Source organism: Marivita sp. NO-S04, assembly GCF_059070475.1.
On the sequence record NZ_CM180980.1, the window covers coordinates 3,384,329 to 3,395,836 of the forward strand.

Consider the following 11,508-nt stretch of genomic DNA (forward strand, 5'->3'; position numbering starts at 1 on the left):
CGGCGAACCGGGGTCACGCCGGGGCTGTCAGCCAGACAATGTCCGACACCCCAGCCAACCGTGCAAAGCGCACCAGTTCACTCTCGAGCTTGCGAACCCGCTGCGCCGACGGCTGGACACCCGGTTCCCACCAGAGGTTCTGCACCGTCAGGGTGCTTCGCTTGCGATCCGCCTTGACCTCGACGCGTCCGACAAAACGGTCTCCTTCCAGGAGGGGAAACACGTAATACCCCCAAACCCGCTTGGCGGCAGGCACGAACATCTCGACCGTGTAGTCAAACCCGAACAGCCGCTTCAGCCGCACCCTGTCGCGGATCGCGGGGTCGAACGGGTTGAGAATGCGCAACCGCGACGTGGGCTGTCCAAGGTTTGCGATCCGTTCTTCGATATCCAGCGTTGCAAAGGCTTTGGTCCAGCCGCCATCTGCTGATTCGATGTCGACTGGAAGCGTGGTTGCAGAATGGCGGTCAGCCCAGCCCGCCACCTCGGACACCTCTGTCGCATCCCAGAACTTGCGGATCTCGCCCAAAGTTCCAAGGCCGATCCGATCCAGCGCCGCATGACATAACCAGTCGATCTGCTCCCGATCTGGTTGATCTTGGGTGCGCAAGTCTTCGGGGAAAACCCGTTCGGCCAAATCATAATACTTGGTAAAGCCATCCCGGTGACAGGTCGCCAATTCCCCGGCATACCAAAGGTAATCCAGCCCGATCTTGTGCGGCGGGCGTTTCCACATCTCGCGTGCGCCTTGGATCTTGGTATCAAAGTCATGGGTCGAAAGTGGCCCTTCCTCAGTGATGCGGCGGCGGATATGGTCAAGGTGATCTTCGGCCAGATGTTTGCCGTACCACGACGACCGGCTGACTTTGTCCTGCATCCGTCGGAATTGTCGCTGCCACATCGGAAGAAACGTCATCGGCAGGACCGAGGCATCATGCGTGAAATGCTCGAATACGCCGCGATCCTGTGCCAGATGCCGGTTCAGCATCGGTTCGCGGTAATTCTGGTTGCGGCTCCAGAGGATATGGTGATGGGCGCGCGACACGACCTGGATCGTGTCGAGTTGCACAAAGCCCAGATCAGGGATCAGCGCGCCCAGATCAAGTGGACCGGTCGGTGACTGCCCCAGCCCGTTTGTGGCAAGCCAAAGCTGTCGCGCGGTCCGGTTCGGTATTTTGAGGGCGGTCACAACATCTCCAACGGCAGTTTATCGGCGGAACGGGCTGGGCCGGAGACCTGACTGAGCGGAACTGACGACATCGGCAATCCGTTTCCTGCGCGTTGCCTCGTTCTTGGCGGTCTTGATCCATTCCAGAGTGCCGCGTTTGACCGATTTCGGATAGTCGTCCCAAACTGGAACAAGATCTCCCATCGCGGCGGTGAGATCGTCGGGCCGTTCCAGCCGCTCCACATCGTCAAGGAAATCCCACATGCCATTGGCCTGCGCCACCGCGATCAGCGCTTCACCGGCGGGTGTCATCAATCCCGCGGCGCGGACTTCCTCGACCTTGGCCTTGTTGACCGCCGACCATGCGGATTTGGGGTTGCGCGGCGCTATGCGGTAAGACGAGCGATCCGCGTCCACCTTACGCGTGACACTGTCGACCCACCCCCAACACAGAAGTTCCGAGACCGCATCCCCCCACGGCAGGTAGTGGTCGGTGTGTTTCTTGTAGACGACCAGCCAGACGCCCTCGGTCCTTGTGTGGTTCTCGGCCAGCCACGCGCGCAGCTCGGCGCGGGATTTGACCTCGACCTCGGTCATGGGCGCGTAAGGCTCTTGCAAGAGCCTTGGGAAGAGATTTCTAAATCTCTTCCCCGCATCAATGCGCCTCGGCCCAGTTCTTGCCTTGCCCAGCATCGGCGATCAGGGGCACTGTCAGGTGAACCACTGGATCAGCAGCGCCTTCCATCACTTCACGCACGACCTTGATCAGATCGTCCTCGGCCCCCTGATCCACCTCGAACAGCAATTCGTCATGCACCTGCAGCAGCATCTTCGCAGGCAATCCCGCAATTGCATCCGGCATGAGGATCATCGCGCGACGGATGATGTCTGCCGCCGTGCCCTGAATTGGCGCGTTGATTGCGGCGCGTTTGGCAAAGCCTGCGCGCGGGCCTTTGGCGTTGATCTCGGGCGTGTGGATCACCCGACCGAACAGGGTTTCCACGCGGTTATGCTCCTGCGCGAACTTTGTGGTCTCATCCATATAGGCCTTGATACCGGGGAAGCGTTCAAAATAGCGGTCGATGAACCCCTGCGCTTCGGCCCGCGGAATGCGCAGGTTGCGGGCAAGGCCGAAGCCGCTGATCCCATAGATCACACCAAAGTTGATCGCCTTCGCCTGACGGCGCACATCTGGTGTCATCTCGTCCAATGGCACATTGAACATTTCCGACGCGGTGGCGGCGTGAATGTCCTGCCCTTCCTTGAACGCGTCCTTCAGCGCCTGAATATCCGCGATATGCGCAAGGATGCGCAACTCGATCTGGGAATAATCCAGCGCTACCAGCGTCTTGCCCTCTTCGGCGACAAACGCCTCCCGGATGCGGCGGCCTTCCTCAGTGCGGATTGGGATGTTTTGCAGGTTCGGATCGGTTGAGGCCAGACGGCCAGTGTTCGCACCCGCGATCGAATAAGACGTGTGAACGCGCCCCGTCTCGCGGTTGATGTGGTCCTGCAATGCGTCGGTATAAGTGGATTTCAGCTTGCTCAACTGCCGCCAGTCAAGCACCCGGCGTGGCAGTTCATGCTCAGTCGCCAGATCCTCCAGCACGTCAGCGCCAGTCGCATAAGCGCCTGTTTTCCCGCGCTTGCCGCCTTCCAATCCCATCTCATCGAACAGGATCTCACCCAACTGCTTGGGTGAGCCTACATTGAACTTGCGGCCCACAAGCTCGTAAATCTCGTCTTCCAACCCGGCCATCTTTTGGCTGAACGCATTGGACATGCGAGACAGCGTATCGCGATCAACCTTGATGCCGGCCATCTCCATCTCGGCCAGCACCGGAACCAGCGGGCGTTCCATGCCCTCATAGACGCGTGTCACCTTGGTTTGGTGAAGCTGCGGCTTGAACATCTGCCACAGCCGCAACGTGACCTCTGCATCCTCAGCCGCATAGGGCACGGCTTTGTCGATGGGCACGCGGTCAAAGGTGATTTGGCTCTTGCCGCTGCCCAGCAGATCCTTGATCGGGATTGGCGTATGGCCCAGATAGCGTTCGGCCAGCGTGTCCATGCCGTGGCCATGCAGCCCCGCGTTCATCGCGTAAGACATGAGCATCGTGTCGTCGATGGGCGCGACACTGATCCCCAAACGCGCCATGATTTTGGCGTCGTATTTCATGTTCTGGCCGATCTTCATAACCGCCGGGTCTTCCAACAGCGGTTTCAAAGCGTCCAGCGCATCGTACAATGGGATCTGCCCTTCGGCCAGATCATCAGAGCCGAACAAACCCTCACCACCCTCGGCACGGTGAAGCAGCGGGATGTAACATGCCTTTCCCGGCTCAACACAGAGCGAGATGCCGACGAGATCAGCGGTCATTTCATTCAGACCTGTGGTTTCCGTGTCAAACGCCACCCAGCCCGTTTCATTTGCTGCATCGATCCAAGCCTGAAGGGCCTTCAAATCCCGCACACACTCGTAACGGGAAGTGTCCATCGCAGGCAATTCCGGGGCATCCCCGGACGGAGGATTCGCGCCCTCGGGCGTCGTGTCAGGGATGGCGGGCGCCTCGACCTTGAGCGCCTCCGCGATGCGTTTGGTAAGCGTTCGAAACTCCATCTCGGCCAAGAACGTCATCAGCTTGTCGGGATCGGGGTCACGCACCTCTAGATCGTCGATAGTGAACCCAAGCGGCGTGTTCTCGTCCAGCAAAACCAACTTTTTCGACATCTCGATCTGCTCGCGCTTTGCGATCAAGGTCTCGCGGCGTTTGGGTTGCTTGATCTCGCCTGCGCGGTCCAACAACTCTTCCAGCGACCCAAACTCATTGATCAGCAGCGCCGCCGTCTTGATCCCGATGCCGGGCGCGCCGGGTACGTTGTCGACGCTGTCGCCGGCCAAAGCCTGCACATCGACCACCCGTTCCGGATAGACACCGAATTTCTCGAAAACGCCCTCGCGGTCGATGGTGCGGTTCTTCATGGCATCGAACATTTCGACCCCGTCGCCCACCAGCTGCATCAGGTCCTTGTCGGAGCTTATGATCGTCACCCGCCCACCAGCCTTGCGCCCCTGCACGGCCAAAGTGGCGATGATATCGTCAGCCTCGTATCCCTCGAGCTCTTCGCAAGCGATGTTGAACGCCTCGGTGGCACGGCGGGTCAAAGGGATTTGCGGACGCAGGTCTTCTGGCATCGCCTCGCGGTTGGCCTTGTACTGGTCGTACATGTCATTGCGGAATGTGTGGCTGCCCTTGTCAAAGATTACCGCCACATGGGTCACATCTGACCCGGCATTCCCTTCGACATAGCGTTGCAGCATGTTGCAAAACCCGCTGACAGCCCCGATGGGCAGGCCGTCGGATTTGCGCGTCAGGGGCGGCAGCGCGTGGTATGCGCGAAAAATGAAGGCCGAGCCGTCGATCAGGTGAAGGTGATGTCCTTTGCCAAATGCCATGTCGCGCGCCCTGTTTTTGCAATCACATGCGGTTCTGCCACGGATTGCAGAGGGGGGCCAGTGCCGCTGCACATGCCAATGGGACGCCACAACCCTGGGCGCTGCTTTTCCCGCAAATGGGCGCGCTTTGGACCAAAGGCCGCCGCATTCGTTTTCTATCGCTGTCAGTGATATTTAAGAAAGGGCATGCGATGTTTCAGTCCCAACATGAGAGTCACAAAACCTCTCTGGATGCCATGCAGACCAGTATTACCGCATATCTGAACAATAGCCCTGTCAAAGGTCTTGTCGCGTTCGGCCTCAATACCTTGAAGCGTGTGCAAAGGCAGCCAGCCATCGCCTGCGCCTATTGTGGATCGTCCGTTGCTCTTGGTGTGCCGAATTGCGCGAACTGCGGCGCCGGAACACCCCCACCGCCGCCCCGCTCTGCCAAAGCCAAAACAAGCATAGGACAGCGTGTGGCAACCGGCGCACTTTGGTATTTCGGCGGATTTCTCGGCCTCCACTGTTATCCAGCCGGACGGCCTGTGCGCGGCTTGTTCTATCTCATCGCGTTCATTGTGATGCTCTTCCTCGCAACATCCGTCAGCGCATCCGGAAACATATTCAGTTACAATGCCGTGCTTCTCGGGATCGGGTTGACGGTTATGTGGGGATTCGATGGGATTCAGATCATGCGCGGGCGTTTCGCAAAATCCCATGGCTGATACATAGACGCGCTTTGAAAGCAAAAACGGGCATGATGGCATGTTCGGGCATATCCACGCCCGCAGGGTCATTGGCAGATCATATCCGGCAGCCTATCTTCCGGGTGTTACGCTTTTTCTTGGTGTGGAGGCTGTATGCTGCGCGGTGCGTTCCTTGGTGTTTCGATTCTGTTCCTGAGTCAGGCCGCGATGGCCAATGAGACCCTAAACCTTGATGGGCTCAGTCCCAAAACCAACCTGAAAGCCAGCCTTCCGGTCTGTGAGAATGTCCCTTACGACAAAGCAAATTGCGTGCGCGCGTTGGCCTGCATCGGGACCGACGGAGTCTATTTCGACGGCCAGGCGCATGGCTGGGACACCGGCATTGTCATCGGCTTTCTGGACGACGGCACGGCCTGCAATGGCGAATGGGTCGCGGGAGGGCCGCAGACCCCGGGGCGCGCCAGCCTGATCTGCGAAAACGGTATGGAAGCGAACGTGCTTTACCATACACTCAACAACGAAACCGGCACAGTGATCGGCAGCGGGTTGGACAATCAGGGGCGCGAGATCATGGCATGGTCTGGTGAAAAGGTGCTGCAATTCCTGACCGGGCCAGACGATAACACGCCAGTGCTGCCCTGTGGGCCTGCGCCGATCCCGATCAGCTAAAGGGCGGTTCCGGCAAAGGCGGGACGGCGGCCCAACCGTTGTCCCGACCAGACAATCAGTGCTCCAAAACCCGAGAACACCACCAGCAAACCAAAGATGTTGATCCCCGTGCGCAGCGGTCCTAGGTCGCTCAGGTTAAGGAAATGGTAAGGGTAGCGCCCATCGAAGAACCCAGCACGCACCATGGCCACAATACAATAAAGCAGCGGCAGGATCAGCCACGGCGGAATGTCTGGAAATCTCAGATCGGCCTTCTGCACGAACACCAGCCAATAGCCTGCAAAACCCAGTGGGATCAGCGTGTGCAGCATGAGGTCGATCACCATGTCGATGCCTTGGTAGTCGCGCAGATGGGCAAGCAAAACATGGTAGACAATAGCCACCATCGAAATCGACAGCAAAAGACCGCCTTGTGCCTTTGCCGGCTCGCGTCCGCCCAGCGCAACCCACGCGCAGGTCAAACCGACAAGCGTGTTTGTCCAGATGGTGAAAAACCGATAATTGAACGCCAGCGTCTCAAGCAGCCCGATGTCGTATCGGTCGATCCGCAGCCAAACCCGCGTGACGATCGTCACACAAACGGCGAGCGCCAGAAGCGCCGCGCAAAACCGTTTTGGCGTCATGAGTCCTGTTGGTCGGCGAAATCTGTGTGGATGTATTTCGCATCGCAATAGCCGCACTCGACCCAACCCGTGTCGTGCGGGATTTGCAGCCAGACGCGTGGGTGCCCCAAGGCCCCTTCGCCGCCATCACAGGCGATGCGGTAGCTGTCCACGATCTTGGTTTCGGGCGCTTGCGTAGCCATCTACTGCGTTTCCTTCGTTCGGAATTTCCACTAGGTGCGGTTTAAGACGACGCGGCCACGGGAGCAAGAGACAGCAATGACACAGCACGCCATTGAGATCGAAGGGCTGAAAAAGACTTATTCCGGAGGCAAAGACGCCCTGAAAGGTATCAACCTGACCGTTCCACGCGGATCAGTCTTTGGTCTTTTAGGGCCGAACGGAGCCGGAAAATCGACGCTCATCAATATTCTGGCAGGTCTGGTGACCAAAAGCGCAGGCAGGGTAACGATCTGGGGCTGGGATCAAGATGTGAACCCACGCCAGTCTCGTGCAGCCATAGGCGTGATGCCGCAAGAGTTGAACCTAGACCCGTTCTTCACACCGCGCGGTGCTTTGGAGGTGCAGGCGGGGCTTTACGGCGTCCCCAAAGCGCAGCGCCGTTCTGACGAAATTCTCGAAATGATTGGCCTCACCGACAAGGCCGAGGCCTATGCCCGGACGCTGTCAGGCGGCATGCGGCGGCGGCTTCTGCTGGGCAAGGCGCTGGTGCACCACCCGCATGTTCTGGTGCTGGATGAACCGACAGCCGGTGTGGATATCGAGCTGCGCCAGATGCTCTGGACCAATGTACGCAAGCTGAACCGCGAAGAGGGCATGACGATCATCCTGACCACGCATTACCTCGAAGAGGCCGAAGAAATGTGCGACGAGATCGCAATCATCAACCATGGCGAAGTGGTGGCCCGCGACAGCACCAGCAATCTGCTGGGGGCGCTGGACGCCAAGACAATGGTCATACAGCCCGACAGCGCGGTGGGCCAGCTTCCCGAAGTGGACGGCATCGGTGTAACGACGCGCGACGACGGCACAATTGCAGTTACCTATCGCGCCCGCCAGACTTCCGCCGAAGATGTGCTTTCAATGCTGCGCGACAACGGCGTGCGCATCCGCGATGTCCGCACCGAACAGGCTGATCTGGAAGACGTGTTCTTGTCTCTGACGCGCTCGGCCTGACACCATGGACGGATCAGCGTTTTCCAAAACGCTTGCCCACAATTTCGAAATTGTGGCCAAAGGCTTTTCGAAAAGCCTTCACCGCGCCGGTTGCAGCATGCGACCAAGCCCCCGTCCGCCAAGCACGTGGACATGCAGATGCGGCACCTCCTGCACACCGGCTTCACCGGCGTTCGAGATGATCCGGTATCCGCCCGACTGCAACCCTTCGGCTTTCACGACCTCACCCACAGCCCGATTGAAATCCACGATCTCTGCATCGCTCGCTTCAAGTACGAAGTGATCGTAGCACACATAAGGCCCTTTCGGGATCACCAGCACATGCACTGGCGCTTGCGGCTGGATATCCCGGAACGCCAGCGTGTGTTCGGTTTCAAGCACAGTGGCATTCGGGATCTCGCCGCGCAAAATTTTGGCGAAGATGTTCTGGTCGTCATAGCTATAGCCCATGCGGCATGTCCTCAGTCTGCAAAAAGATGGTCCGAACGTGCGATTTCAATCGCTTGCTCTGATGGGATCGCCAAAAAGCTGGCTAAAGCCGCAGCGTTGGCCTCAATGCTGTCTTCTTCGCGGATACGCAGGTGATTTTCGAACTCGGCATCGCGAATCCGGTCGCTTTCATGCACGATATCATTGCGGATCGTCGGCAAAAGTCGCTCCAGCGTTTCCTGCGGCGTGCGTTCGCCGGCCAGACCGACACGCATCGCATGACCGATCAGATAATCATCCGTGAAAGTGCAATTGACCTCGAGAAGCCGAGTCGTTGCCCGGTCGCGACAAAAATCCTCAAGCAGGTCAAGATTGCCCGGGTCCATGCAGACCACCATGCGATCTGAGTCGAAATAGTCGAACAGCATCCGCATCAACGACCGCCGATGGCGGTGCCGCTTGCCGAGCGTCGATTGAATGCCTCCCATATCCGGCAGGTCTGTCTGCTCCTCGTTGAACAGGTATTCAATGCAAGGAACGTTCGTCTGCTGTCGGATGCGCGAGACAAGCCGCTTGGCCACATGCCATTTCTTGCAGACCACGATCAGCAACTCGCGCTCTCGCCCAAGCGTACTCTCGGTTTCCCAGAACCGCGGCGCAAAGCGGCGACCAATGCGGCCCTTGCCGGTCAGAAACTTGTAAAGCGACCGACCTTCGTTCGAGATTTGGAAATTCACACCCTTTGCCGAATAAAGCGACCCAAGCCGCTCCTTCAAGAGCAGGGCCTCCGGGCTGATCTTGCGGGCAAACAGGAAATCCTGGCTGAGCAGAAGATCATAATGGTCGTTGTAGAAGGTGACCGGCATCCCGTAATCCGAGAACATCAGAAAGGTCAGCGTCCGGCATTCGATCTCGTTTTCGGGCACGAGGTGCCGCACAAGTGTCTGGAAAAAGGTCTCGTCAGGGATCCATGTGGTGCTGAAAAAGCGCATGACATCCCGTCGCTGCCTGACGAAATCGAGGATCGCCTCAATCGTCCGACGCCGCAGACACCACCACTGGCTGCCGATCTGAATCTCGAGATCATCAGGAACCTTGCGCTTCAATCCCAGCTTTCTCTGCAGATTGAAGCTTTGATAGAAGATCCACTTTTGAGTTCGCTCGTTGAAATAGTGGCGGTAGATCAGCCGCTCTTCCTTCATTCCGGTCTTGATCCAGTCCGACGCGAAAAAGTCAAAGCTTTCGATGAAATCCGCATCCATACGGTCCAGATATTCATGTGCATACTCGGCGGTCTTGATCGCCTGACAATCCCCCGACAGCATGTAGAAATGGGTTGCACGGGGAAACGCCTCGACCGCAGCTTCGACGGCGTAAAGCGTCGCCTGCACCAGCGACCATTCTCCCCAGCCACACTTGATTCGTTTCTTGGCGAAGGTGACGTTCGGGTTGTCCGACAGCGCCGTATGGATCGCCGTGTAGGCCGCTGCGTCAGCGCGGGCATCGAAATGGATGGATATATAATCTCCGACCGCTGTCAGGCTCAGTGCCTGTCGGATGATTGCGTCCGGGTCCTTGTGACACAGCAGTATGAAGGCAATATTCGCCATTCAGCTCTTCATTTGCCCAACTTTTACCTCGTTCTTGTAGTGATAAGCGTGTTCAGAGATTGAATAAACCGACTTTCTTTGATTTTTTGTATACGTTACCGGACGACAAGAGCCCGGAACGAGGCTGGAGGCGGCAGAACGATGGGATTTCCCGGCACATGGATGACCGAAAGCGAAAGCATGGTTTATCGCGTGGTCCCGAAATGCGCATGCTCGACCATTGGTCAGATCATGTTCTATTCCGACCATGGCACGTTTTTTGACGGCGACATCCACGACGCGCAAAGTGGCCTGCACAAATGGGCGCTGGACCACTCGAAAGACCCGATCACGCAACGCATTCAGGCGCATGACACCTATGCCTTCACCTGCGTGCGCAACCCATATACCCGCATCCTGAGCTCGTTCTTCGACAAGATCTGCGGCATCCAGCGCAACGGTAAACGCTATCGCGGCAATCTTGTCCCGCTGCTGATACAGAAATACGGGATCGAAGTCGGCGGCGACGATGGCAAGCAGGATTTTGATCAGATCAAAAGCTTCCGTCGCTTCCTGCTGTTTGCCCGCGACACCATTCGCTGGCGCCGCCCGATGGATCCGGACATTCATTGGTCGGCGATGTCAGGCCATATCAGCACGTTCATCGTCAACGGTGGCCGGTATGATAACATCTTCTGGACCGAAAGCTTCTATGACGGCATGGCTGACGTTCTCAAACATGTTGAAACAAAACAGAAAATCGATCTAAGTGAGATCCCGCGCTTCAACGAAAGCGAAGGGCACGGGCCGAAACGGGCCCATCCGGTCGAGGATTATTTTGATGATCTGTCGATGCACCTGATCTACGAAATCTACAAAAAGGATTTCGAGCTCTTCAAATACGATTTCGAACATCCGGGAAACAAGATGCCCATCGGAGAGATCGACCTCGACGAAGTCCACGCCAAACTGGGTGATTGACGGCAGGAGCTTTAGGACCAACGCTTTTCGAAAAGCGTTTCTAAGCCGCTTCGAAGCGGCTTTCCGTGCCAATCATTCCGGCAGCTCGTCCGAAGGAATGATCGGAAAAAACGCGCCATCCGACCAGACGCCAAACCAGCTTTGACCATCCACCATGTGATGCGCTCCACATTCGACTAAGCGGTAGAAGCTCTTGCGATCGATCAACGCCTCCAGATTGGCACGCACAAGCACATAAGGTGACGGCTCCCCGGTCTCCGCATCCCGCTCGACCCGGATCGGATGATCCGACCCCGCAACAGCCGTATCGCCCACATGGGTGGTAAAGGTCAGAACCTGCGCCTCGCCCTCACCCACAATTTCGAAATCCGTGGCGACGAATGGCGCGTCATCCACTGTGATGCCCACTTTTTCGACAGGGGTCACAAGAAAATACTTGTCGCCATCTTTCCGCAGGATCGACGAGAAAAGTTTGACCAGAGGCGCGCGCCCGATCGGTGTGCCAAGATAGAACCACGTCCCGTCACGGGCGATGCGCATGTCCAGATCACCGCAAAAGGGCGGGTTCCACAAATGGACCGGCGGCAAACCTTTGCTCTTGGTGGCGCGAACAGAGGCAGCGATGCCTTCGGCGGACGGAATAACACGATCTTGTGCGCTCATTGCTTTTGCCATTTTCCCTTTGCGCGTTACACTTTCCTGAAACAGACGTAATGCGCAAGGGAGA

General features: G+C 57.7%; 12 protein-coding genes. 4 read left to right on the top strand and 8 right to left on the bottom strand.

What is annotated here, in order from left to right; all coding sequences use genetic code 11:
- Nucleotides 1-13 precede the first annotated feature (13 nt).
- Genes ACK3EW_RS17270 through polA form a run of 3 tightly spaced genes read right to left on the bottom strand, consistent with a single transcriptional unit; the run spans nt 14 to nt 4,625 of the window.
- On the bottom strand, nt 14-1,189 hold the full coding sequence (locus ACK3EW_RS17270; protein ID WP_493807134.1) for a winged helix-turn-helix domain-containing protein: 1,176 nt from the start codon (nt 1,187-1,189) through the stop codon (nt 14-16).
- An 18-nt stretch (nt 1,190-1,207) separates the two neighbouring features.
- On the bottom strand, nt 1,208-1,765 hold the full coding sequence (locus ACK3EW_RS17275; RefSeq protein WP_493807135.1) for a YdeI/OmpD-associated family protein: 558 nt from the start codon (nt 1,763-1,765) through the stop codon (nt 1,208-1,210).
- A 58-nt stretch (nt 1,766-1,823) separates the two neighbouring features.
- Nucleotides 1,824-4,625: a DNA polymerase I gene (gene polA, locus ACK3EW_RS17280; protein ID WP_493807136.1), complete on the bottom strand. Its 2,802-nt coding sequence runs from the start codon at nt 4,623-4,625 to the stop codon at nt 1,824-1,826.
- A 116-nt stretch (nt 4,626-4,741) separates the two neighbouring features.
- Between polA and ACK3EW_RS17285 the strand changes: the two genes are divergently transcribed.
- Nucleotides 4,742-5,332 (top strand): hypothetical protein, encoded by a 591-nt coding sequence (locus ACK3EW_RS17285; RefSeq protein ID WP_439118734.1) that lies wholly within the window; start codon nt 4,742-4,744, stop codon nt 5,330-5,332.
- Between the two features lie 135 nt (nt 5,333-5,467).
- Nucleotides 5,468-5,983, top strand: coding sequence for a hypothetical protein (locus ACK3EW_RS17290; protein ID WP_493807137.1), 516 nt, complete (start codon nt 5,468-5,470; stop codon nt 5,981-5,983).
- On the opposite strand, the gene ACK3EW_RS17295 is transcribed toward ACK3EW_RS17290, so the two are convergent.
- Together ACK3EW_RS17295 and ACK3EW_RS17300 are read right to left on the bottom strand one after the other, a co-directional pair.
- Nucleotides 5,980-6,606 (bottom strand): Pr6Pr family membrane protein, encoded by a 627-nt coding sequence (locus ACK3EW_RS17295; RefSeq protein WP_493807138.1) that lies wholly within the window; start codon nt 6,604-6,606, stop codon nt 5,980-5,982. The two genes, ACK3EW_RS17290 and ACK3EW_RS17295, sit on opposite strands and share 4 nt — an antisense overlap.
- Entirely contained in the window at nt 6,603-6,788 is a 186-nt protein-coding gene (locus tag ACK3EW_RS17300) for a zinc-finger domain-containing protein (RefSeq protein ID WP_493807139.1), read from the bottom strand. Before ACK3EW_RS17300 ends, ACK3EW_RS17295 begins: the two co-directional genes overlap by 4 nt.
- A gap of 76 nt (nt 6,789-6,864) precedes the next feature.
- Here ACK3EW_RS17300 and ACK3EW_RS17305 point away from each other — a divergent pair, with 76 nt between their 5' ends.
- On the top strand, nt 6,865-7,782 hold the full coding sequence (locus ACK3EW_RS17305; protein ID WP_493807140.1) for an ABC transporter ATP-binding protein: 918 nt from the start codon (nt 6,865-6,867) through the stop codon (nt 7,780-7,782).
- Nucleotides 7,783-7,860: 78 nt separating this feature from the next.
- Here the strand turns inward: ACK3EW_RS17305 and ACK3EW_RS17310 are convergent, their stop codons facing one another.
- The gene (locus ACK3EW_RS17310; RefSeq protein ID WP_493807141.1) at nt 7,861-8,232 is read right to left on the bottom strand and encodes a histidine triad nucleotide-binding protein; all 372 of its coding nucleotides are present in this window, start codon (nt 8,230-8,232) and stop codon (nt 7,861-7,863) included.
- 11 nt (nt 8,233-8,243) lie between these two features.
- Nucleotides 8,244-9,821: a DUF5928 domain-containing protein gene (locus ACK3EW_RS17315; protein ID WP_493807142.1), complete on the bottom strand. Its 1,578-nt coding sequence runs from the start codon at nt 9,819-9,821 to the stop codon at nt 8,244-8,246.
- 141 nt (nt 9,822-9,962) lie between these two features.
- Between ACK3EW_RS17315 and ACK3EW_RS17320 the strand changes: the two genes are divergently transcribed.
- Nucleotides 9,963-10,781, top strand: coding sequence for a sulfotransferase family protein (locus tag ACK3EW_RS17320; RefSeq protein ID WP_493807143.1), 819 nt, complete (start codon nt 9,963-9,965; stop codon nt 10,779-10,781).
- Nucleotides 10,782-10,853: 72 nt separating this feature from the next.
- On the opposite strand, the gene ACK3EW_RS17325 is transcribed toward ACK3EW_RS17320, so the two are convergent.
- Entirely contained in the window at nt 10,854-11,444 is a 591-nt protein-coding gene (locus ACK3EW_RS17325) for a DUF1285 domain-containing protein (protein WP_493807144.1), read from the bottom strand.
- Between the last annotated feature and the right edge of the window lie 64 nt (nt 11,445-11,508).